Annotated in this window: 25 protein-coding genes, 1 tRNA gene and 1 pseudogene; 14 read left to right on the plus strand and 13 right to left on the minus strand. The window is 40.1% G+C overall.

Annotated features, from left to right (window positions below; genetic code table 11):
- Both OO7_RS05130 and OO7_RS05135 read left to right on the plus strand, forming a co-directional pair.
- On the plus strand, positions 1–356 hold a 356-nt coding region (locus tag OO7_RS05130), incomplete at its 5' end, for a FimD/PapC C-terminal domain-containing protein (protein ID WP_008914905.1).
- A complete protein-coding gene (locus tag OO7_RS05135; protein ID WP_236620673.1) occupies positions 328–1152 on the plus strand; it encodes a fimbria/pilus chaperone family protein in 825 nt (274 codons plus the stop codon). The genes OO7_RS05130 and OO7_RS05135, both read left to right, overlap by 29 nt.
- On the opposite strand, the pseudogene OO7_RS17125 reads toward OO7_RS05135, so the two are convergent.
- Positions 1090–1362, minus strand: a pseudogene (locus OO7_RS17125) (antirestriction protein); the annotation flags it as partial. The gene OO7_RS05135 and the pseudogene OO7_RS17125 sit on opposite strands and share 63 nt — an antisense overlap.
- 453 nt (positions 1363–1815) lie before the next feature.
- Here OO7_RS17125 and OO7_RS05140 point away from each other — a divergent pair.
- From OO7_RS05140 to OO7_RS05175, 7 genes are all read left to right on the plus strand, one after another.
- Positions 1816–3996: a type VI secretion system Vgr family protein gene (locus OO7_RS05140; RefSeq protein WP_043892817.1), complete on the plus strand. Its 2181-nt coding sequence runs from the start codon at positions 1816–1818 to the stop codon at positions 3994–3996.
- On the plus strand, positions 3993–4577 hold the full coding sequence (locus OO7_RS17435; RefSeq protein WP_008914908.1) for a DUF4123 domain-containing protein: 585 nt from the start codon (positions 3993–3995) through the stop codon (positions 4575–4577). The genes OO7_RS05140 and OO7_RS17435 overlap by 4 nt, the downstream gene beginning before the upstream one ends.
- A 9-nt stretch (positions 4578–4586) precedes the next feature.
- Complete coding sequence (locus OO7_RS05150; RefSeq protein WP_008914909.1) at positions 4587–5819, plus strand: hypothetical protein; 1233 nt, start codon at positions 4587–4589, stop codon at positions 5817–5819.
- Between the two features lie 17 nt (positions 5820–5836).
- Positions 5837–6565 carry a hypothetical protein gene (locus tag OO7_RS05155; protein ID WP_008914910.1) on the plus strand — a complete coding sequence of 243 codons (729 nt, stop codon included), beginning with the start codon at positions 5837–5839 and terminating at the stop codon, positions 6563–6565.
- A 160-nt stretch (positions 6566–6725) separates the two neighbouring features.
- Positions 6726–7667: a hypothetical protein gene (locus OO7_RS05160; protein WP_008914911.1), complete on the plus strand. Its 942-nt coding sequence runs from the start codon at positions 6726–6728 to the stop codon at positions 7665–7667.
- 57 nt (positions 7668–7724) lie between these two features.
- Positions 7725–8423, plus strand: a complete 699-nt coding sequence (locus OO7_RS17015; protein ID WP_008914912.1) for a hypothetical protein — start codon at positions 7725–7727, stop codon at positions 8421–8423.
- 69 nt (positions 8424–8492) lie between these two features.
- Positions 8493–8762, plus strand: a complete 270-nt coding sequence (locus OO7_RS05175) for a PAAR domain-containing protein (RefSeq protein ID WP_008914913.1) — start codon at positions 8493–8495, stop codon at positions 8760–8762.
- Positions 8763–8862: 100 nt separating this feature from the next.
- On the opposite strand, the gene OO7_RS05180 is transcribed toward OO7_RS05175, so the two are convergent.
- The 12 genes from OO7_RS05180 to mutY form a co-directional block, all read right to left on the minus strand.
- Positions 8863–10047 carry a tyrosine-type recombinase/integrase gene (locus OO7_RS05180; protein WP_008914914.1) on the minus strand — a complete coding sequence of 395 codons (1185 nt, stop codon included), beginning with the start codon at positions 10045–10047 and terminating at the stop codon, positions 8863–8865.
- A 380-nt stretch (positions 10048–10427) separates the two neighbouring features.
- Positions 10428–10889: a tetratricopeptide repeat protein gene (locus OO7_RS05185; protein ID WP_008914915.1), complete on the minus strand. Its 462-nt coding sequence runs from the start codon at positions 10887–10889 to the stop codon at positions 10428–10430.
- A gap of 123 nt (positions 10890–11012) precedes the next feature.
- Positions 11013–11264 (minus strand): hypothetical protein, encoded by a 252-nt coding sequence (locus OO7_RS05190; protein WP_008914916.1) that lies wholly within the window; start codon positions 11262–11264, stop codon positions 11013–11015.
- Between the two features lie 61 nt (positions 11265–11325).
- Positions 11326–12090 (minus strand): hypothetical protein, encoded by a 765-nt coding sequence (locus OO7_RS05195; protein ID WP_008914917.1) that lies wholly within the window; start codon positions 12088–12090, stop codon positions 11326–11328.
- 5 nt (positions 12091–12095) lie between these two features.
- The gene (locus OO7_RS05200; RefSeq protein WP_008914918.1) at positions 12096–12491 is read right to left on the minus strand and encodes a hypothetical protein; all 396 of its coding nucleotides are present in this window, start codon (positions 12489–12491) and stop codon (positions 12096–12098) included.
- Positions 12492–12501: 10 nt separating this feature from the next.
- The gene (locus tag OO7_RS05205; protein ID WP_008914919.1) at positions 12502–13053 is read right to left on the minus strand and encodes a recombinase family protein; all 552 of its coding nucleotides are present in this window, start codon (positions 13051–13053) and stop codon (positions 12502–12504) included.
- Between the two features lie 699 nt (positions 13054–13752).
- Positions 13753–14808: a DUF559 domain-containing protein gene (locus tag OO7_RS05210; RefSeq protein ID WP_008914920.1), complete on the minus strand. Its 1056-nt coding sequence runs from the start codon at positions 14806–14808 to the stop codon at positions 13753–13755.
- Between the two features lie 63 nt (positions 14809–14871).
- Positions 14872–16542 (minus strand): site-specific integrase, encoded by a 1671-nt coding sequence (locus OO7_RS05215; RefSeq protein WP_083928973.1) that lies wholly within the window; start codon positions 16540–16542, stop codon positions 14872–14874.
- 130 nt (positions 16543–16672) lie between these two features.
- A tRNA-Phe gene (locus tag OO7_RS05220) sits at positions 16673–16748 on the minus strand.
- 368 nt (positions 16749–17116) lie between these two features.
- Positions 17117–18190, minus strand: a complete 1074-nt coding sequence (gene mltC, locus OO7_RS05225; protein ID WP_008914922.1) for a membrane-bound lytic murein transglycosylase MltC — start codon at positions 18188–18190, stop codon at positions 17117–17119.
- 57 nt (positions 18191–18247) lie between these two features.
- On the minus strand, positions 18248–18517 hold the full coding sequence (locus OO7_RS05230; protein ID WP_008914923.1) for an oxidative damage protection protein: 270 nt from the start codon (positions 18515–18517) through the stop codon (positions 18248–18250).
- 10 nt (positions 18518–18527) lie between these two features.
- On the minus strand, positions 18528–19580 hold the full coding sequence (gene mutY / locus OO7_RS05235) for an A/G-specific adenine glycosylase (protein ID WP_008914924.1): 1053 nt from the start codon (positions 19578–19580) through the stop codon (positions 18528–18530).
- A 391-nt stretch (positions 19581–19971) separates the two neighbouring features.
- Between mutY and trmB the strand changes: the two genes are divergently transcribed.
- From trmB to OO7_RS05260, 5 genes are all read left to right on the plus strand, one after another.
- The gene (trmB, locus tag OO7_RS05240; protein ID WP_008914925.1) at positions 19972–20691 is read left to right on the plus strand and encodes a tRNA (guanosine(46)-N7)-methyltransferase TrmB; all 720 of its coding nucleotides are present in this window, start codon (positions 19972–19974) and stop codon (positions 20689–20691) included.
- The gene (locus OO7_RS05245; protein ID WP_008914926.1) at positions 20691–21023 is read left to right on the plus strand and encodes a YggL family protein; all 333 of its coding nucleotides are present in this window, start codon (positions 20691–20693) and stop codon (positions 21021–21023) included. Before trmB ends, OO7_RS05245 begins: the two co-directional genes overlap by 1 nt.
- A 97-nt stretch (positions 21024–21120) precedes the next feature.
- A complete protein-coding gene (gene glsB, locus OO7_RS05250) occupies positions 21121–22047 on the plus strand; it encodes a glutaminase B (protein ID WP_008914927.1) in 927 nt (308 codons plus the stop codon).
- 23 nt (positions 22048–22070) lie between these two features.
- Positions 22071–22796 (plus strand): DUF2884 family protein, encoded by a 726-nt coding sequence (locus OO7_RS05255; RefSeq protein ID WP_008914928.1) that lies wholly within the window; start codon positions 22071–22073, stop codon positions 22794–22796.
- A gap of 236 nt (positions 22797–23032) precedes the next feature.
- On the plus strand, positions 23033–23983 hold the full coding sequence (locus OO7_RS05260) for a siderophore ABC transporter substrate-binding protein (protein WP_008914929.1): 951 nt from the start codon (positions 23033–23035) through the stop codon (positions 23981–23983).
- Positions 23984–23999: the final 16 nt, after the last annotated feature.

Below are 23999 nucleotides of genomic sequence, written 5' to 3' on the forward strand. Positions count from 1 at the left end.
ACACCAAGAACCTGCCATTGAATGTGCGCTTAGACACCACGTCCTTTGATGTGGCTGTGGCAAAAGGCACGGTTATCTCACGCGAGGTGTCCGCCACGGTGATGAAACAATTGCTGCTGGGTATCACSTTAGCGGATGGCACAMCGGCGCCTTCGGGCAGCAGTTTGGTGGATGATAAAGGGCAGCTGATGGGCATTGTGATGGGCAACGGGAATGCGATGCTGAGCAATGAGCAAATTGGTCAGCGGGTGCGACTGCGGATGGCGAATCAAGCCGAATGCATCGTGGATTATCCGGTGCCTGCTCACTTTGACCCGGATGCCTTATATGAAGAGGCTGAAGCGGTGTGCCATTAACAAGAAAAACCGCGTGATGACACAACTTGGTTTTCACCCTCATCAGCGGGATGAGAACCCCTCAATTGAACAACAGAGTAAAATGGGATTGAACAAAATGAACATGACTTTAATTAAGCGACTACGAAACGGTGTTATAGGCAGCCTCTGTTTACTCAGTGGGCTGGCACACGCGAGTTTTCAACTGGAAACCATGACAGTAATAGTGGATGCGGGGGAGCCGCGTAAAGTGTTTAGTGTGAAAAACACAGGGAAAGAGCCGATTTTATTGTCGACGAAGGTGTCGGACATCGAAGGCGGTCAAGCGTTAGCAAAAGAGGTGATGGTCTCCCCGCCGATTATTCGCATTGAGCCGGAGCAAAGCCAGCAAATCAACTTTGTGGTGAAAAAGGGATTGGATTTAACGAATGAAGCGTTGTTAAAAGTCTCTTTTCAAGGGGTCGGKGCGACGAAAACCAATGCGACGAAAATGCCCATCCGCCAAGATGTGGCCATGYTGATTATRCCRGTYGGSATGAGTGTCAGCCCGACGCCGTGGGATACCTTGAACGTGACACAAACRGGTAACACGCTGACCTTAAAAAATACCGGGAAACAAGTYATCCGTTTAGCGCCGAATTTTACGGGGCAACCGGGGGGACAAGTGTACGGTTTGGGGCAATTTTATTTGCGCCCRGGAGAGCAAAAAACAGTGGAGGTGAAAGGCACCTTGAGTGCGATTGAAMTYTCTCCCCTAAGCCGTTACGGGTTTAAGATGCAAAACAATGCCACGATTAAGGTGACTCCCGCGGCATAATCGTGTCTGATAATCACGCCATTGATAAAAGCGATCGACGAGGATTTCACTTTCTGTTTGAAATGCCCATAAACTGTACATTATCAAACGAACTTACTGCCGTTTCACAGCTGACGTCAGCTTCATGCTCGTTATAGGGATTGAACTGCGTCAGTTTCTCTTGATTTAAATGGGGGAAATAAATGTCCCGCCCTTGGATAAGGTGCAATAAAGGCACGCTCAGTCATCCATCGTAACAAAGCGGTGTCGAGTTTAAAATACCGTGCACGGATCTCTCATCACGCAGGTAACGACATGGTGCCCTGCGTGTTTTTATTTATCCCAATGCCGCGGTGATAAAGCACGGAAAAAATATTTACCCACTCAACAATAATAGGGTGTTTTCTAATTTTATTTTTTATCGATGGGGTTAGGTTGYATTTCATACATCAATAATGCGTATTTACAACTGGTTACCATTAAATTTTTACAGATAACRATTTGCCTTGTAGCATACTTAACATAAATTTATCGATTATTTACCCATGACAGTGAAGGCATCAGCCGCACMTGTCATTCGATTATTACGTGTCGGTCATTGTGGGGTTGAATCTTTKCGTTAGGAAATCGCTAACATAGGTTAACAGGATGACTGGTCACGATAGACAATCAAACGGAGCCGGTATGTCGACCCAAAAGCCCCCTTCATCCAATAAGCAACCGCCTTCTCGCCTCGACTCTTCACCCCCTCCGTTGTCTGGTTATGCTGGACAACAACACCGCCTTGCTCAGCATGAGGACTTTTTAGAACGRCTRTATAGCGGTGAACTTCACGCTGGGTTGGTATTCACTTGCCAGATTGATGGCCTGCCGGAGAACACTTTTCAGGTGACTGAATTTGATTTACAGGAAGGGCTATCTGAACTGTTTACGTTGTCCATTTTGGCGGTCAGTGCATTAGCGGATGTGGATTTTCAAACRATACTGGGGGGTGCCTCTTCCTTGACGGTGAAGCGGGACGGTAAGAAAATTCGGCAGGTACAAGGGGTGTTAGCGAGTGCCGAAAACCTGAATACCGATGGTGTAAAAACATGGTATCGATTTGTTATTCGCCCCGAAATGTGGGTCATGACACTCAAGCAAGACAGCCGTATTTTTCAAGATACTCAYGTGCCGAAGATATTAGAAACTCTGCTGAATGAATCCCAYATTAAGTAYGATCAACARTTGTATCACYCGGAAGAACACGTTGAACGCCCGTACATYACCCAAAAACGTGAAACCYTGTACGATTTTTGGTGTCGCCTTGCYGCCGAAGAAGGCATTACGTTCTGGTTTGAGGAAGGTCCRAAACTGTTCTACAGCGACCGCCATTTAGGAATGACGGCGGGGATCACGCTGACGTATAACCCCCAATCYGATACAGATATYACCGACAGTACGGCTACRGCATGGCGCTACGCTGAACAGTTGTGCAGCGATATTCGTATTGATAAAGATTATAATCCATTGCGACCTTCTCACCCGCTCAGCCATCAAGTCATCGGTGATRTCCAYCAACAACACGAAGTGTTTGAAAGCTATGGGCGTTTTCAAGAAGACGCGGAAGGCGCYGTGTTCAATCGGATCCGTTATGAACAATCCCAAGTACAYCGCCAAATGGGGCAGGCCAGTACYAACTGTTTTGCCTTGCACCCCGGCAAAATGTTTACCTTAACYAATCATCCCAATGCCCGTATGAATGACCGCTGGCAAGTGGTGAGGGTGTCACACCATGGCGTACAACCCCTTGCCGACAACYGTGGYGGTGAAGGCACTCAACTGTCCAACAATGTGTCGTTTATYCCAGGTACGCAAGAGTGGCGACCGCCCTATTGTTATAAACCGACAGCYGATGGTGATGARTTAGCYACAGTTGTCGGGCCACCGGGGGAGGAGATTTACACCAACTCACAAGGGGCGGTGACGGTCTATTTTCATTGGGACAGACGGGGAAAACCCGATCACCGTGCATCSTGTTGGGTGCGTGTTGCTCAGGGGTGGAATGGCAATGGRTTTGGGTTTATGKCGATCCCCAGARTTGGRCAGGAAGTSATAATTTCCTATTTAAACAATGAYATAGATAAACCMATCATAACKGGATGTACGTATAATGGTCGAAATACCCCGCCATTAAACTTACCAGAAGAGAAGACGCGCACCACCTTTCGGACTAAAACCCACAAAGGCGACGGATTTAATGAACTGCGCTTTGAGGATAAAGGCGGAGAAGAAGAGATTTATCTGCATGCGCAGAAAGATCACCGTACACATATTCTCAATGATGAGGCTCATACCATCGGGCACAACCGCCAAAAACACGTGGGCGTCGATCAAGAAGAGCGCATCGGTCAAGATAAACGCACCGATGTAGGGCGTGATCACTATGAAAAAATCGGTCGAAATTCGGTTCTTCATATTTTGCAAGACCAAGAAATTCAAATCGATCAAAACCTAACAGAAGTGATTAATAGTAGCCATAAATCCGTCATTTTTGCTGATAAAAACACTGAAGTTGGTGGTAATCAGAAAATAGTGGTGGAAGGTCAACGTCATGAAGAAGTGAAAACTAAACTGTTTTCACAGTCACCGTATTACATTATTCATGCGGAAAATCAACTGACCTTAGCAGGCGCTGGCGGCAGCATTATTATTGATAGCTCAGGGATCACGATTAAGGCAAAACAGCTCAAAATTAATACCTCGTCACTGGATATCGGTGGCGGTGGTATTGACCAAATTAAAGCATTAACCGCTGCGACGGAAGAGGGACAACCTTTTTGCGAAATTTGTGCAAAAGCGAAAAAAGAGAAAGCGACATCATGAGCCGCAGATCCCGATTAATCACAATTTCTTATCGTGATAACCCAGAAGAAAAAAAAGCACAACTTCAAGCGTATTTGTTTGATGAGACACCTTTTCTCTTACATGACAATAAAACCGTGATTAAAGGTCATCTAGCCACTCACTGTCATACATGGGCAATTATTGATGCGATAAAGCGACCAGATATTGCCGTGTTATTGGACAGCTTTGAAACGGAATATTGCTGTTTATGGAAAGGCGACAGCGCAGAGCATTATTCGTTCTATGCACCCTATTTAGTCAAACTTGTTCCTGATACGCCTTTTGTCTTTTGGTTATTGGAAAATAGCCAAAAAACCCCATTGGGGATTTACTTGCGTTCACGATTATCAATGGAAAAATTAGCGCATCAACTGCGTAAATTTAACCAAGTGTATGATGAAGACAATAAAACCTGGCTGATGTTTCGTTACTACGACCCTAATACGGTGAAAACTTTTTTACCCTATTTGCCTGTCAGTGATTATCTGCAATTTATGGATAACCTGTTATTTGTTCTAGCAGATGATGTAAGTGCTAGCCAATTTTTAGCCCTAACGTGAGGAAACTTTATGGCGTATGAAAAACGCTTTACGGATCAACCCGTAGATGATCCTATTGAGACACAGCCATGTGAACTGAATGCTAAAGATTGCTTTTTTCTAAGTCACGAGCAAGCAGATATTGATTATTACAATGAAAATATTGCCAGCCCTTTTGACGAGGATTGGGAAGAATACCCAGAAAATGACGATGGTACGACACCTAAAGAAAAAATTCCGGTGGGTGTCGATTATTATTCGTTATTGGATCATGTCGCTAAAATGAGCCAATCGACTGATATTCCGCCACACATGCAACAATTAGCCGAAGATATCATTGGGCATAATCGATTTTTTGAAACGCTGAGAACGCGTTTAGGTTCATCAGAAGCATTTCTTGGTTTTATGCTCGCTTTTGTTTCCCAAACTGAGCGCCCAAAAGGAAGTGAGTTTCATTACAACGGAAAATCTTATCAATTTGGACGACATTACTATAAAGTCGAATTTAGTCTAGAAAGATCATTCTCTCCCTATAGCAGTGATGCTTATTGTAAGCCCATGGAAAATGGGGTGCGGGATATACATACGATCGGTCAATTGGCGAAACTCGGTAATGTACAGATGGTTAAAGTGAATGAACTTCAAAGAGTGATAGCCGTGTCGCCAAAATATACGGTGATTGATGCTTGGTTTGATGACGATGAGATGAATGAAAAAGAGCCGAAAAAAAGGGCGTTAACTCGAGGTGATCGCCTTTCGGTGAAAACCTATTCGGAGTTGGCTGATGAATTGATTGAATACATTGCTGCCGATATAGAAGCGCAAAATACAGCCGATGAAAATGGCGAAAAATTTGCCCAAGGAACATTGATTGCTGTTGATATTGCATTGTTATTTACTGGCGTTGGTGCCGCTATTCGATTAGGCGGAAAGGTCGCCTATCGTGTCGCCGGAGAAGTGGCTAATGTGGTTTTAATGGGAAATCAGACGATAAAGGATGTCACCACCTTTTTAGGGTATAACGAAAATCAAGGGTATGACGTGTTATTGGATTCAATGCGTTATCTCGATAGCCAAACGGGGAATACTAAAGCTTTCGAAGCCAGTTATCATGCCGCTAATATGTTTATTTTGTTTGGAAAAAATGTCAAAACGAAAGCATTAACAGGGGTCAGCAGTGCTTCAGGAGGAGCCAGCCTTGTTTATCTTGATAGCTTCACGGTTCAAGAACCCGTGAAACCTTCAAGCGCGGTTATCAAATAGGGATTCGGGATAACAACATGAGATATAAAATTGGTATCACTAATCAAGATACTACGAAAAAGCTCAAGCAGCTGGATATTACCTTAACCCATGCAAAGCTACAAACGTTTGAACGGCACTTAGATGAAGTRAAAGTCACACTATTTGGTCCAAGGGTAGATGGGAGCTATATTTTACGTATTGAAGGTAAACCCAATGGTCAATCACATAAAGTGAAAGGGCACGTTGAATTGAACGTCAAATCCGGTGATTTACATCGGGTTCTTGCAGAGCAAAAATTGTATGATGATATTGCCGCATTGAAACTAGCACATTTTGTGGGATATATTGTTGAAAATCATGTAGTTAAAGCAGCTAAAGATGGAACATTGCTTAATCGAATATTTTGTCGAGACTCAAGTAAAAATATAAAAAATGGTAGAGCTGTTCCTATTAATAAATTATCGGATAAAGATGGGAATGGTAAAGAATTAAATGTATTTTATGGGAAAAATATTGATACTAGCCAAGTATTTAGTTTGCAAAAATCAAATGGTCATGGAATAGACTTAATTTGTAAAATAGATAAACCGCCTCCATATTGGATTACGATTGAAACTAAAACCGTAATGAGAAAACAGTTTGATGATGAAAGAATATTAGTCGGTGGAAGTCTCAGTAAAGCTCAAAAAGAGCCGATTATAAATTTAAGAAAACATATGGACAATGCTGAAAATAAATTTTATAAAAAAATGATTACAATATAACAGATGCGGACTTAGATAATTTCCGTGATATTCGTTCTACTTTACGTGCTAATATAAAAAATGTAATGGGTATCAAAATAACAGTTGGAATAGATGAGACGTTTTCTGTTGGTAAAACTTCTCTATTTGATAAAATGTTCCTTATGGAGATAATAAAATAATGAGCAGAATGGAGTTAATAAATAAATATATAGAAACTGAATTGAAGGATATAGAAGTTAGTACTATAGACTTAAAAAAAAGGATAGATAATAGATTTTATAAAGATATAGAAATAGATATCACTAAACAACCTGTTGATAGGTATATAAATTACCTTGTAGCTCTTGATTCTGCAATGGGAATTACTGGGGTGCTTTATGCGAAAGAGATTTACTCAAAAGTGAATGAAAAATCTTATGCTTTTGAAAAGTTCTTTTGGCATAGAAATGTCTCTTTTTTAGCTAGTTATTATAATCTATTTAAGGATACAAATTTATCTTTAGACTTTTCAGAACAAGGTGAAATTTTATTGATGGATTTCGCTTGTGACTACTTTAAAGTTGCCTATCTTTCCTATGATAAAATCATTGAAAGTATTCAATCAGGGAAAATGGCTAAATCGTTACCAATGTATACGCGCCCGCAAAAACTTGGTGTGCTTGCTATTGAAATGTTAGCCAGTGAAAAAAATGAAACCATTGATTGGGAAAGYGCCGGAATYCCAATTGATCCATTCTATCARCGCTTCTGYCAAGAAGCACTCTATACTGAAAATAATGATGTTSTMRCWCAATGGYTRATTACGCTGTGTGATAAACATGTGGAATGGTCAGCCCTATTTGGCATCAACGCTGACGAACAAAGATCAACAGGCTATGAAATTGATTTAGAAATTTTATTAGCATGGCCTTTTGAATATCAAGCGGTTAAAAATTTCCGCGCACGTCATGGGCTATCAACGCCGATTATTGACCATCCTCTATTAAAAACGCCGATGGCAATAGAGCACCGCCCTGATATGGTAGGCTGGAAACAAAACATGCCCGCTATTTATAATCAGATGATTGATGATCTGATTAGCATTAATCCAGAACTGAGTGTGATCCGTACACTATTTTAATTGTCACATATAGGAATGATAGGCGGGTGTTTTACCGCCTTCTATCGGGTTCATTTGATGAAACTCACAGCACAAAGCAAACACATTATTAGAGAAAATAAGYTGCAAGAATTTTATCTTGAAGCTATCCATTATTTGGAAGATGAACATCAARCCGCATTAACGYATTACGAGATTAARCGAGAAATGTTATTTAATCTMTTAAAGAAAAATTATGTGTATTTTGAATCTATTCATCGTCCTAGTAAATATCTTTGTGTTACRCAGACAACATTGATGCTCTATTGCGGACAGTTTTATGCTCAATCACCGTTATTCCAAACAGTAAAAGATCATCTTGAAAAAGTTGTTTTATTTAAGGATGAAAAAAGCAAATACTGGTTAGCAGGGATAATTGAATATTACCAATCTCAGGAATTATCAAAAAATATGGCTGAGATTATCACATATTCAAAAGATCGCTATCAAGCGATARTTAAAACGCCGTCATTATTAAAATCAGAAATAGATTTATTTTTAATGAAAGATATAGATCAAAAATTTGCTGATAATTATAAAGAGAAAGCATTATTCCTACRGCAAGCCATGAAAAATCTTCATTCGATGACAACTCRAAGAGAGGAGCTCATTTTTTTATGTATTGTTGCTCAATATTTAGATGGATTAAACTGTTTTCAAGACGAATTTAGRCCAAAGTGGTTTGGGCAACTTGAATTTTCGGGACTTATCCCATGGAGCTTTGATTTATCATYGTAGCCTATTTCTTTTTAATGGAAAAATARGTGCTTAATCCAYGTAGATATACCAAYCAGAATAGAGCGAATAATGCGYAGYACAGTTAACGGTCGTAAAATTATCTTAAAAAATGATACCACGAATACCGGGGGTAATGTTCTTACTGGWTCTGCYCTTGCCAAACAAACTCAAGGTGTGGCTTGTGTTGGTGATTCGGTTTATTGCCCTTCTTGTAAAAAAACAGGCACTATCGTTGAAGGTGATAACTTAATGAAAATTAACGGYATMCCTGTCGCMYTWGAAGGCCATAAAGTSGCTTGTGGSTGTTCAGGTGGCTGTGTACTCGTCGCAGTAAATTAAAGTATAGCCCGAGATCAATATTCAGAGTAAAAAATAAAGTCTAGGTCTAGGTAATGCCCACCTTTGTGGATATCCGCAAAGGTGGTTAAATTGATATCATTCAGTTTGATTTGTGTTCTAATTCATCAATGAAATCCGCATACCATTGCATCATTTCTGTTCTCCCTCCCAAATATTGCGCATGGTTATACGTTCCTCGAATGGAGTTCTTATCGCTATGTGCCAATTGTGTTTCAACCCAAGCAGAATTAAACCCTTTCTCATGCAGGATTGTACTCATGGTGTGGCGAAAGCCATGGCCTGTCGCTTTACCATCATATCCAATTCGTTTTAATACCATATTAATACTGGCTTCGCTCATGGGCTGATTGATATTACAGCGTCCCGGAAAAACCAGTTGATATTGACCCGTAAAAGTATGTAATTCTTTTAAGATCTCGATCACTTGTTTGGACAGCGGAACGGAGTGGGGGCGACGCATTTTCATTCGTTCTTCAGGAATTAACCAAAGTGCATTATCAAAGTCAAATTCACTCCAGTGAGCAGMCCTKAGTTCAATGGTTCTMACGCCTGTTARTAAMAGMAGTTTAGTGGCTAAACGGGTAATAGGRCTGCCWGTATATTSMGAAAGYTTCWGYAAAAGCTCAGGAAGCTCTTGAGCCGTTAGGTGRGGGAAGTGTTTTGTTTTYGGWGCCTTAAGCGTTCCWGTGAGCTCTGCGGCAGGATTTACCGYTGCTCGTCCTGTTGCAATGGCATAACGAAAAATTTGATTACAGAACTGYCTAACCTTACGCATTTTYTCTAAAGCGCCACGCTTTTCAATCATCCGTAAGATCTCCAACATTTCTAAAGGTAGGATCTCRGCAATAGGACGTTTAGCTAAATAAGGAAAGATATCTTTATCTAAAGCATCAAGAACACTYTCSGCATAGCTTTCRGACCATTCTGMTGATTTATGAGTGTGCCATTCAACAGCAATGGCTTTAAATGTATTTTCTACGGTRATCTTTTTGGCKAGCTTTTCTAACTTCTTTTGTTCAGCCGGATCGTTACCTTCAGCTAATAACTTTCTGGCTTCATCWCGTTTAACTCGYGCATCAGCAAGAGAAAYATCAGGGTAWACACCAATCGATAATTTTTTCTCTTTACCWGCGAAGCGATATTTCATWCGCCAGTAACGAGCRCCATTAGGTTTAACGAGAAGGTAAAGTCCCCGCTCATCAGAGAGCTTATACTCTTTGTCTTTAGGTTTGGCAGTCTGTATCTGCCGGGCGCTGAGTGCCATAATGGGGGCCCCTAAATTACATTGAACACGATGAGCCCCCAAAAAAGCCCCCAACAGACACTTGATTTAGGTTGAGTCGTGTTGAGTTCAGTGGAGCTCGATGAGTGATAAYACAAGGTAATTCAATGAATATAAAGGAGTTTACTTGACTTGAGGAKACCACTGTAGAAGTGAAAGTGGTGCCGGACTCGGAATCGAACCAAGGATACGCGTTCTATACCAACTTTTTATTGATTAACAGTCGGTTACGTTTTCGCTTCGAGGAGCAATGTACCACTGTTTTGTACCGTTTTTCAAGTTTTTTATGACCAGCTAGACGTTATAATCTAGCTGGTGGATGTGTTAAAGTACCCGTTTGATATCTACTCCAGTTATGATAATTACTTTGAATCCGCTTTTTGTTTCCAATATAGTTGCCTAGCATCGTCAATATCGAATGTGCCATCTGGTTTTTCCTTCATCGTCACAAGTAACATTGATTCGCCTAGGTAATATTGTGATGCTTTATCACCTCGATTAGCTGCATCTTCCAGCAGTTCGATAGCTTTTTCTGTATTTTGTTCAACAAGATAACCTCGTTCATGCATGATACCTAATATTCGTAAGGCATCTAATTGTTTTTTCTCAGCATTAGATTTTAGTAATTCAAGGTCGGTGCAGCTGTAGATACCCGGATCAAAGTCGACACCTTCACTTTCTAAATATTGCTGAGAAGGGAATGTAATACCGCAAGAGTCGCTACTGTTTGATTTTGAGCTCATAGGTACAGCATAAGCACTTTGAACGCTAGTGATTGCAAGAGTAATAGAAAGAACATAAGAAGGAATATTTTTTAAAGTCATGGCCTAGATGCTTGCATTGATTGAATATGAAAGTAGCCTTAAGTTAAGGCTACCGCGAGTTATTAAGCTGCTTTTCATAGAAATGTCTTAACTAGCATTGATTATCCTCTGTTGAGATGATAGTCATGAAGAGCCATTATCTTTTTTCAATTTTGATAGTTTGTCATAGATATCCTTGGCTTTCAGTACATTAGATACGCCAGCAGTATCAATGACTTTATCTGCTAGTGCTTCTACATGTTGGTCTAGCTGGCCTTCAAGCCCCAGCTTTTCATTAACGTATTTTTTGGCTTCTTTTTGCACCTTATGTTTAACTAATGAAGTTTTAGCTTTTTCAGGTAAACATTTATCTACCATTTTTGTTAGAAAGCTCATATCACTCCTTAAGGTATTGAAATCATACGATATGATTTAATTATTCTTGGAAAACAATGGGTTAATCTTTCTTTTCGGGGCTTTCTGAATCTTTTGGAGTTATAAAACCTTGACCAAATGCATTTCCTAGCTGTTTTCCAAAGATTTTGCCTGCGACTCCTCCAATAGCCCCACCAACAACCGTACCAAAACCCGGGAATATGAATGTGCCTAGTGCTGCACCTGCTTTAAGCCCAGCAATAGCTCCTCCTACATTTCCTACCAGCTCACCATACTTTGCTTCCTTGCTATCCACTGCGCCTGAGACCACCCCAAAATCGAAGTTGGCTTGAACTATGGCTTCGAAGTTTTCACAAGGAAGGTTAGCAATTTGGTAATCAGATAGATCAGCTAAGAGTTTTTTAGGCGAAACACCGTTATTGATTAATTCATCACAAACGCCAAGCACTAAATCAAGCCCAAACCCACGATATAGGCGTGTTATTTTTCTAACCAACGGATTCTCATCATACTCTTCGGCAATCATATCTCTTACGGTTTTGCCGAGAGGATTAACGAATAAACTGTAGTAATGACCAGCCTGAGCAATAAAGTTGTCATTATCAGATAGCATAGCGGCGATAGCGGCAACGCTTTTTTCACGCTGCTCGTCTGTGAGCCGTAACTTTAAGTGCAGTTCAGAACCGTTTTTTATGCAAAGTGATTGGCAGAGTGTATAAGGGATATCCGCTAGATAAGCAATATCCCATTCCTTTGCAAAAATCTCATTTGCATGCATTATCATAATCGTTAACGCAGTTGCTTCTATGCGTTGAAAATCATCCATTTCATTTACCCAAGGAACTTGTGAAAGAAGCTTGATAAACCGTCAACATGGTCATCATTTATATTATCGCTAATTACCGATATATGTTCAGATGAGCCATCGACTACATCATGTAGCGTCATACCTTGAAAATCAGGTATTGACATGGCTTGTAGGGAACCAGTTGAACTAAAGTAATCAACGCCGCCAGAAACGTTTGGTCTTGCAAATCCTTCTAGTTGCCCCATATCACTATGAAACATTTCTGTGTTATCAAAAGTGCTAGTATGCCCCATTGACTGACCAGCAGCATCTGAGAGATTATAACCGCCAAATACGTTAGGCATTGCGGAACCAACATACTGACCATCTTTCATGAATGAAATGCGGTCAGCAAAGTTTGTCATTGTGTAAAATGCCATGATAAGCTCCTTATAGTGAGTTTTGATTGTTAACAATTCGGTATATGCTGGTAATACTGATATCAAGCTGCTTTGCTATAAAAGGCTTGGTAGCTCCTTGAGAAAGAAGAGCGAGCACCTCCGCCGATTTCTCCCTAGCCGTAGCTTTTCGGCCTATGTATTTACCTTGCTGCTTAGCCAAGGCGATACCTTCGGCCTGACGCTCTAGCATGATTTCACGTTCAAACGTGGCGATAGCTCCAATCATGGTGAGCATTAGCTTGCCCGTAGGCGTGCCTGTATCAATACCGATGTTCATAATGAGCAGTCGGACTTGTTTTGCTTCTAAGTGGTCTGAAATCTCCAGCAGATGCTTTGTGTTGCGTGCTAGGCGGTCGAGCTTGGTAACTTTCACCGTGTCGCCTTCACGAACGTAATCAAGCAATGCCATGAGTTCGGGGCGGTTGTCTTTTGCACCGCTGATGATCTCCTTGAACACTTTGTCGCAGTCTTGTAATGCATTGAGTTGTGCATCTAAGCTTTGGCCTCGTGTGGATACACGGGCGTAGCCAACAATAGCCATTATTTCCTCCAGACCCTGCCAATAGAGCATGCTAAGATGTGTAAACATGCCAAAACTACAAACAAGGGTTTTGGCAGGCCTGTAAGCCTTGTTACACTGTTCATTCGGTGGAGTGCCGTTGAGGCATGCTTATTGGTAGGGCAACAATATTTGAGTTAAGACTAAGCGTATCTCTTCGATACGAGAGCGAGAATATTTATAGTTAAGGTGATTAAGCCTTTGAGCAGTGTTGCTATCAGTAATTTTTTCATAGGGGATTGCCTTTTTGTTGATACGGGCTGTATCTCTATGCTTATACCTGCTCTCAGGGTTATAGTTGAATTCGTGATGTAAAGGTACTAAGTGAGGGGATGCCGTTAGAACTACTTATGTGGAATTCATCGCTAGCATCTATGAAATGTATTGTTATCTCTCTTGGAAGAAGGGGGTTTTTATTAAGATGCATGTTCTAGGAAATATTAGGCTATGACTGAACAAATAAAGAAAAAATCCCCCTTAAAAGGAGGAATTGATATAGATATATATAGATAGCAATTTCTATATAGTGTGTATATTTATGGACGATAAAAATGTATTTACGTTAACCTAATGATTTCAAATGCTTTATTCCTTTTTTGGACGTTAGGGCACGTTAAAGGTGTAATTATCTATAACCCGTTGATAACAGGTCATAAATAGCCATTAAAAAACGATAAGGTACTACTGGTAGTTGCATCGACTGTTTAATGTACTTCTGGACAGAACTATATAATCGCCTTTTTTTGGCTGTTTATATGGAATTTTTAGCCTGTCATCGAGTAATTGCCTAACGCTTTTTAAGGGTTGTCCTTTGAGTTTTAGTAGTAAGGCCAAATGAGGCTCCTGTTTTATCGCTTCTTTTAGCGAGCCCGCAGTGACTTTTATCTTTCCATGTTGATTAGCTATATTGGCAGATAAAAGTAATGATTTCACAAATTGCTCATAACTTTGGAGTGTCTTGGTTTGGCTAATGAGATCTAACCAGATATCTTGCTCATCTTTGCGTACTCGGATGAGCGTATACTGAGGCTGTGAGCGAAAAAAGGCATTGCGTTTTCTATCATTTACTCTATAGGATGCTTTTTGTTGATGTGCTTCTTCATCAAACTCAATAACGGCTGTTTTTTCCTTGAGTTTAACAACAAAATCCACTCGAAAATTTCCTATCCTTCGTTGAGTCTCTAGCTTGATGTTAGTAGAGAAATGCAGTTGTAATACCTTTTTGAGTTTTGCTCCGAACACTGGTTCATGCCTTGATTTCCTCCTATCAACATGAGTTGGAAGGGGCGTATTAGGTATCATTGAACGAATTTCATCAATAACTCCTTGATATAGTTCACGATGTGGGTGACTAGATAAAAGCAGTATTGCATTACTAGGGGTCAAGAAAATACGCTTTGACCACTGATGTTTTTCAATGCCTAAATTTCGCAGTTGCTCTCCGGATAAATGCTTTCTGGCAATATTTAACCAGCTATTGATCTCATCAGGCTCAATATCAATCATTTTACAGATGCTTAGAAGGCTGATTGTGTTAGTAGGTAATTCAATAATAAGACCACCATAAGTAACTCTATAACTTCTAGTTAATTTGGGGCTTTTAAAAGCGTAACCATCTAGATTTAAGGAGCTAGCTGGTACTCTTGGCCTTATACGACTCAGCATAAATTCTGGCGAATCATATTTACCCAATTTAAATGCAGTTTGTCCGGGTTTAAAAAGTTGAGTGTATTCCATGATGTTTGCCTCATCATTTTATTCGGTGATGGTGTAAGGGAACACTTGTGTTCTATACCTTACTTAACTTTCTGAATTCCAAAGATTTAGTATGGGGAGTTCTAACCGAGGTATCGTTTGAATCAGCTCTTTCTTGGCTTCAATAGGGTATGAGCCGTACCCACCGCTAACGTCTTCTTGAGCATGACCTGTAATGTCATTTTGTATGTCTTTTCTGGCGTTGGTGCTTCGGCAATGTGTGATAAACGTATGCCTAAAGCTATGAGTCGGTTTGATCTCTTTACGGGTGATGCCGTGGCTTCGGATGTACCCGCCCCACCAGCGAAGGAAATTATAAGACGACTTGCCCGAGGGTGTTTTTCGTTCAGTAAATAGATAGTGCTCACGGCTTTTGACGTACTCAAGGAAGCCTAACTCAATGATGTGGCTGTGAAGCGGCACAACACGAGATAACCCTGTTTTTGTTGATTGTTCGTCAGTCGATTCGATTTGAATGCAATAAATGCCGCTATCCTTGATGATATTTTCAGTATAGAGCTGAGTAATTTCTTCAACTCTGGCACCTGTATAATACAGAATGATTGGCACCCAGTAGGCCATTGCGCCATGAGGCGATTCTTCACCGCGAAAGAGTGGAGTGTTAAAGATAAGGTCGATTTCATCACGAGTAAAATCAAGTTCTTTAGCAGTTTGGCGTTGCCGTTTACGTTTAGGCATTAAGCTAACAGGATTTTCTGATATAAGCTCATCCTCAGTGGCTAAGCGAAAGATAGACGACAAGGCCATGAGTTGGTTTCTGACCGTTTGAGGGCTGATTTTTTCGCCGCTGAGTTCTGCTTGCTCTTTTAACGGTAGTTTTTTAACATCTTTAGAAGGGCGGCATGGCAGCCGTTCAAGGAGTTGCCTAAAATCAGCCATATCTTGCTTTGTAATCGCTTCTATTGGTTTGCTACCAATAAATTCCACAAAGCGATTGACGGCTGTCTCGTAGGCTTTAATCCGCTTTTCTGCTTCACGCGGCTCTGCATAGCGGACATGTGCTTTATAGCGTTCAAACATTACGCTAAAGCTGATTGTGGGCTTAGTGGCTTTTTCTTGAGCGGTGGCAGCATATTTAGGTAAAATGTTAAGTATGTGCATTTCAGCAGCTTGCATTCTATAGTCAGCTAAACGCCATGCTAACTTTACTTTCCATGCTGGCGTAAGTTCAACAGGCGTTAGTTCAAGTGACTCTTTTAATTCATGCCTGAGCAATTGGAGCAGCTCGATATCACGTTGCTGATAATCATCAGGGACGCTGATAGCTGGAGAATTAAATAAATCATCGGCTGGCATAGCAGAGTAGTTAGGGTAATCGTCATTTTTTTCGAGATAACAATGAATTATCCTACTTTCAGGCGACAGGTCTAAACCATAGAGGGAAGCGACTAAGTATCGTTCTTTAATAAGCTCAGGCTGTGGAAGGATAAAAGTTAACCAGCTTGAGGCTATGCGTTCAATATCATCTTTGGTAATAGCTTGCTCAGCGTGCAGAGTGCTTCTTGCCGCGTCAATTTCAGCTTGCATTAAGGCAATGACGGCTGGAGCTTTACGTTTTGCTTCTGCAAGGTCTTTAGTTTGCAGTGAACGTTTAAGCTCACCTTTTCCGAGGGTGTTTTTAAGGTCGGCAGGCACTGCCATTCTGAGGGTATAAACCCCGTGTTTGTTCTTAGTTGGCTGTATCATCGTGCTCATGAATGTACCACCATTCTGTACCACCGTGAAGCAGATTCGGTGATGGGTGAAAGATGAAATTCACTGATAAACCAATAAGTTAATGATATAGAAAGCAAAAACCCCCGCCGAAGCGAGGGTTATAAATGCGTGGTGCCCGGACTCGGAATCGAACCAAGGACACGGGGATTTTCAATCCCCTGCTCTACCGACTGAGCTATCCGGGCAACGAGGCGTATTAAACCTGATTTCCTTACGCTAGTCAAGGCGCATTCGTAAAAGTTTCGACTGTATGCGCTTTTTTTCAACATGTTAGATAATGATTGAGCAAAGTGAATAATAAAAAATCAGTTTTTACCATTTCATTAATTTGAAAGTCAGTCGTATTTTTATAAAAGTTGTAGCAGTTACAAATAATGCGAGTTTTTTAGGTTCAGTTAGACAAAATAAAATTAGGCGTTAGGAATTGTTTGTTTCTTATATAGTTGAAATATAATTTTGAAAGGAATTTATTGGCACTATTGTTGCTGTGTAATAATAAAACACATGAAAACAAAGAGTGAATTCATGTGTTTTATTGGGTAAAAGTATTGGGTTAGCGATTATAGTTTTTCTGAGCTTTATTAACCTTAATTAGATAATTACGAGATTCAGCAGCAGGGTGCTTAGTTGATAATGTTTCATATACATCGCCGGGCTCTAAATTATTTATTTTCTGTGCTGCTTGTTTTTTATCGCTATGGAATACACGTAATACACTACCTGCACCACCATTATAAGCTGTAATAACAGCATAGCGGCGAGAGGTGCGATTTTGTATATCACCTAAATAGCTATTTTGTAAGATGGCAAGATAAGCTGTACCCGTATCAATATTTTTTTCAGGATCAAAAAGATAACTGCGACTTGGGACGCCAGATTTACCTTGAGAACGAAATACATCTTTACCCGCAGTATTCGGCATAATTTGCATTAAGCCAAGCGCATCAGAGCGGCTAACGGCATAAGGGTTAAAACTTGATTCTATTTGCATGATGGCAAGTATTAAACTTTCATCAATACCGTATTTAGCAGAAGCTTGTTTAATATAAGGCAAATATTTGTGTGCGCGTTTATCAAGATGGTTAGGCACCAGTTGTATGGTAACTGACCAAACAATATTCATACCTGATTGTCTGCGTTGTAATTTATTATTGATAAGATAATCAGCAAATTTATTCGCTCGCCATTCCCAACGTACAGGTTCACCCGTATTATCTAACACTTGCCCAAATAGAAAAGGTTCTTTGCTGTGGGGGATATTGTTGATATCAGAATAAAGGTCGATTGAATTTGGGTCATCACCCATAAGTAAGGTGGTTACGATAGCTTTTTTTAAATGGCTTGAAGGTTCAATGGCCGAGATAGTTTCTACTGTGATCATCCCTGCATCAAAATTGATATGGCTACGAGTACGATATTCATCAGTATATTTTACATAGTCTTTAGGGCCTGCAATGAGAATTTCATTTATTCCCCATATATTTTCAATATTATGGGCAAATTGCCCCATTAGAATATCGAACCCGTTGGTGTCTTTGACATAATTAGGATTAAAATTAGACTCTTTTTTGCTAGAGCAAGAGATAATAAGTGGCACTAGCAAGGTCAGGGTTAACAGTTTTTTCATACAATCTACTGAATTCAAGTGATAAGTGGTCTACCAAAAAAGAGGCAGACCAAACAATTATTTTTCAGGAGTATAACCATCGATATGAATATCGTGTCCTTCAAATAGGAACTTGATCATTTCTTGTTCCAACATTTTACGGTCTTCAGGGTTCATCGTATTAAGCTTTTTCTCATTGATGAGCATAGTTTGTTTTTTCATCCATTGAGACCAAGCTTCTTTCGATATTTCATTAAAAATACGTTTACCTAATTCGCCTGGGTAGAGCTGAAAATCTTGTCCATCGGCATCACGTTGTAAAAAAGTACAAAAAATCGTTCTACTCATTATTTTTTCCTCAAAGAGCTTGCGATACAGCAAGTTGTTGCAATAAATTTTCAACAGGAGCTGCTAGGCCAATTGTTGCACCGCGATTTAAGTTATACCAAAGACCGTTGCCTTCATCCATAACTGAAGTAAATGCCTGAATACTCACTTTAACAGGAATGATATCCAGATGAAAATGGCTGAATGTGTGGCGAAAAGCAATTAATTGTTCTGGCTCACTATATTTAATACCTGAGTGAGCAAGCCATTCATTCATTAACTCTTTTGTTTCGAATTGAGGGAAGGCAAATAAGCCACCCCAAATACCAGATGGTGGGCGTTGTTCAAGCCAGATCAAATCATCATGCTGCAAAATTAAAAACCAAGCTGTTTTTTCGGGGATTTTTTGTTTCGGTTTTTTGCCGGGATAAGATTGCCAAGAATGATTGGCATAAGCGATACAACCAAAATTTAAAGGGCATAGTTCACATTTGGGTTTACTGCGGGTGCACACCATAGCGCCTAAATCCATCATGGCTTGATTAAAAAATTGCACATCTTCTTTTGGTGTGACACGAGAGCTAATATCCCAAAGTTGATTTTCAACTTCTTTTTTGCCCGGCCAACCTTCAACGGCATAACAACGCGCAAGCACACGTTTTACATTGCCATCTAATATTGGGTAATGTTGTTGTTGGGATAATGATAAAATCGCACCCGCAGTTGAGCGACCAACGCCGGGAAGCCCAACGACGTCATCGAACGTTGTTGGAAATTGTCCTTGATATTGTTCTGCAATAACTTTAGCGGCTTTATGTAGATTACGCGCTCTTGCATAGTAACCTAGACCCGTCCAAAGATGTAAAACTTCATCAAGAGGTGCATTTGCTAAAGCAGTGACATCAGGAAAGCGTTGAATAAATTTTTCAAAATAAGGGATAACTGTACTGACCTGAGTTTGCTGGAGCATAACTTCAGAAAGCCAAACATGGTAAGACGTTTTTTCTTTTTGCCAAGGCAATGTTTTACGGCCGTACTTTTGATACCAATTCAGTACTGAATGAGAAAATTGTTGAGCTTCCATTGTGTCTTTATATTCGCCTATCCTTTTCATACACAAATTATATTATGAAATTTTCTGGGTTACCGTCATCTTTCGGTAAACTTAAGCCAGTTTCATTTTTAGATACAATTTGCATGATGATGGGGGTGATCAGGTTTATTGAGTTATAAGTAAGGATTGCAACATAGACAAAGTGAGCTGTAAATCGCTTATTGTGTTGTAGAGTGTAAAGTTATCCATTTTTCACCTGCAACCTTAGTAGAGTTTTGATAAACTCCTTATTCTTCTATTGTGAAGCTTATAATTAGTGCTTAATTAGTTGTTTCATTAACTGACTGGAAATGTCGGTCAGCACATACTTTATTTGGCATATTTACTTGACTAGGTAATTAATTCTTAGAATTTTTATATTATGATCAATAACGTCATCTCCCCTGAATACAATGAAGAAGGGCGGGTTATGCGCCGCGTTCGCAGTTTTGTCCGTCGTCAAGGACGATTAACTCAACGCCAAGAAGATGCATTACAAAATGAATGGGCGGAAAAAGGGATCGATTTTAATGGCGAACCTTTAGATTTTGCTGCCGTTTTTAATAACCAAAACCCGGTTGTATTAGAGATTGGGTTTGGGATGGGGGCATCTTTGGTCACAATGGCTGCGAAAAACCCAAATAAAAACTTCCTAGGAATTGAAGTTCACGCTCCTGGTGTCGGTGCATGTCTTGCTTCTGCTAAAGAAGAAGATGTGACTAACTTGCGTGTTATGTGTCACGATGCGATTGAAGTGCTGGACCGCATGATCCCTGATGAAAGTTTATCAATGGTGCAGCTATTTTTCCCAGATCCTTGGCATAAGGCAAAACATAACAAACGTCGGATTGTACAAACACCTTTTGCGAATAAAATCCGCAGTAAACTTGCGGTAGGTGGTATTTTCCATATGGCGACTGACTGGGAGCCTTATGCGGAACATATGCTTGAAGTGATGAATAATGCCGAAGGCTATCAAAATGTATCGGCAACAGGTGATTATGTTCCTCGTCCAGAAACACGACCAGAAACAAAATTTGAAAAACGCGGCCAGCGGTTGGGGCATGGTGTATGGGATTTAATGTTTAAGAGGACTAAATAATGGCTAAGCAACAACGCAGTCGTCGTCTACGTAAAAAAATGCGTATTGATGAGTTTCAAGAATTAGGCTTTATCGTTAAGTGGAGCTTTGCAGAAGGCACACCAATTGAAGAAGTTGATCGTGCAGTTGATGACATGATTGCAGAAGCAATTGAACCTAATGGACTTGCTTTTGAAGCAAGTGGTTATATGAATTGGGAAGGTCTTGTCTGCTTGCAACAAATCGGCAAATGTACAGAAGAACATCGTGCAATTGTTGAAAACTGGTTAAAATCAAAAGGCATGAAAGATATTGTTGTTTCAGAGCTATTTGATGTTTGGTGGGAAGAATAAGTTTAATTAAGCACGTTTTCTCACGATTTAGACAAGTTCTAATTGCAGTTTAAAGGCATCCTTAGGGATGCCTTTATTTCTGGGGTAAAAAAGTACAATGAGTAGCATATTTTCGAATCAATTGCTGAATGAGATTTTAGATCAGGTGCGCCCTTTGGTAGGTCGTGGAGCTGTTGCTAATTATATTCCTGCCTTAGCAGATGTTTCTCCTCAACATTTAGGTATTGCTGTTAATACAGCTGATGGTCAGATGTTTACGGCTGGTGATGCACAGACCCGTTTTTCCATACAATCAATATCTAAGGTTCTTAGCTTAACATTAGCCATGACACGTTATGAAGAAGATGAAATATGGCGCCGAGTAGGTAAAGAACCCTCTGGATTACCTTTTAATTCACTGATCCAACTGGAGATGGAAAAAGGTATCCCGCGAAATCCTTTTATTAATGCGGGAGCAATCGTTATCACGGATATGTTGCAGTCACGTTTAAGTGCCCCTAAGCATCAAATGTTAGAGTTTGTCCGAAAATTATCTGATACACCCGATATTAATTATGACCTAACGGTTGCACGCTCAGAGCTAGAAAATGCAAACCGTAATGCGGCTATCGCATTTTTGATGAAATCTTTTGGTAATTTTGAGAATAATGTTCTTACTGTTCTCGAAACTTACTTCCATTATTGTTCTCTAAGTATGAGTTGTGAAGAGTTGGCTCGATGCTTCTCTTATCTTGTATCACAAGGGGTCTCTTCAAGTTCAATTGAACCGATAATTACTCCGTTACAATCACGGCAAATAAATGCCTTGATGATGACATGTGGTATGTATGATGGCTCAGGGGAGTTTGCGTTTCGAATTGGTATGCCCGGAAAATCGGGCGTAGGTGGTGGTATTGTTTGTGTTGTTCCGAATCAGTTTTCTGTTGTGGTTTGGGCACCTGAATTAGATTCAGCAGGTAACTCCTTAGTGGGGTGCGCTGCTTTAGAATTGTTATCAAAACGAGTGGGTCGTTCTGTCTTTTAGACAAAACAATGATAGGAGTTATCATGCTACGTTGTACATTAATTGCATTGTCATTATTGACTTGTGTGACAAGCCAAGCCGCAGATTATAAATGTTCAGTCACGCCAAAAGACGATATCTTGGCGACCTCAACAAATGTTCAAGTGATTGGACGCAGTGGAGATTTAAATATTACCCCAGCGGGTGATATCACATTGAATGGCAAAAATATTGTATTGACTGATGCTCAAAAACAGCAGGCAATAAGTTATCAAGCGGCTATTCGTAGCGATATTCCTTGGATAAAACAAGAAACTCAGCAGAAATTATCAGCGTCAAAAAATACGCTCGATAAAGTCGTTATTCGTGTCATTGGTGATGATAGTAATGTGCGTAAACGCTTAACTAATCTTGAAAAAGACCTTAATAAGCAAATAGATAAGGTGATTGAAACTCGCCAAGATGGTTTTACTTTTCATCATCAAGCATTGAGCGAAGTTGAAACAAAAGGTCGACAACTAGTCAATGATAGTTTAGGTGGCATGTTACAAGACAGTATTAATGAAATGGGGCGTAAACAGCTATTATCTGGTGGTGATAGTCAAAAAGCATTGCAAGGTTTATTAGGAAATCTTGGTGGGCTACAAAAAGATTTAGAGTCTGAGTGGAAAAACCAAGAGAATAGTTTCCAACAATTTGGTCAGCAGGTTTGCAGTAAAGTGACTTCACTTGAACAGCAACGTATCGCGCTTTTAAATTCGATAAAATAGTATTTGTTCCCTTCTTTATGAGCCGCAGCGTTATTCGCTGCGCTCATCTATTTAAGTCTTTTGATTCAGCTTATACCTTGTTTAATTTGTGGTTATAAAACATTAAATATCCCAAAAATGTGATATCTGTACCATTAACAGAAATGCAAATGAAATTGATTCTTATTTGATTGACCGGAGTAATATCTAACCCTAGAATGCGGGTTTGGCTTAATGACTTAATGGTATTGTTAAATATGAAAAAATTCATTCCTGCTGTGCTTGTTTCTTTACTTGCATTTTCTACACCTTATGCTGTTAGTGCTGAATCTTCAGCATTTACACCTAATGCTGTGGTTGCAGAAAATGGCGGAAAAGTCAGTATCAAACATCGTTCTGGCGAAACAGAAGTCAGCAAAAAACCGCAAAAAGTCGTTTTATTCGATTTTGGTATTTATGATTCCATGCAAAAATTAGGTCTTGGCGATAAAGTCGTTGCGTTACCAATGGGCAATGCACCTGCTTATATCAAAGGAAAAATCCCTGCGGATATGGCAAATGCTGGTGGCATGAAACAACCCGATTTAGCTAAATTGGCTGAATTGAAACCTGATCTAATTATTATTACAGGCCGCCAAGGTAAATCTTATGATGATTTATCTAAGATTGCTCCAACGGTGAATTTAAGTACAGATAGCAAAAACTATCTTGATTCAGTCAAAGCAAATATTGATCTGATTGGTGAGCTGTATGGTGATCAGCAAGATGTTAAAGCACAACTTGTTGAGTTGGACAAATCAATTGCTGCTGCGCAGAAAAAAGCGGCTGAATCTAAATCTAAAGTTTTAGTATTGATGCACAATGATGGGAATTTAATCCCAAATAATCAAAGTGTTGTCTATGATGTCGTGAAGGCGCAGCGAGCAGAGCTACCAGCACAAGCTGACGCTGATAAATCTAAACGTCGTGTTGTTGATACGAAAACTATCGCACAAGCTAACCCTGACGTGATTTTAATTGTTGACCGCAGTGAAGCGATTGGTGCAGGTAAATTGGATAAAACTATTTTTGAAGATAAAAATATCCAAGAAACTAAAGCATATAAAGATGGCAAAATCACTTACCTTCAGTCTGACCTGTGGTATTTATCAGGTGGTGGTTTAGTGAGCCTGACAGAACAAGTTAATGCGGTTGCTAACGCGCTGTAATTAATTAGAGATTACT

This window comes from Providencia sneebia DSM 19967, assembly GCF_000314895.2.
Taxonomy (GTDB): Bacteria; Pseudomonadota; Gammaproteobacteria; order Enterobacterales; family Enterobacteriaceae; genus Providencia; species Providencia sneebia.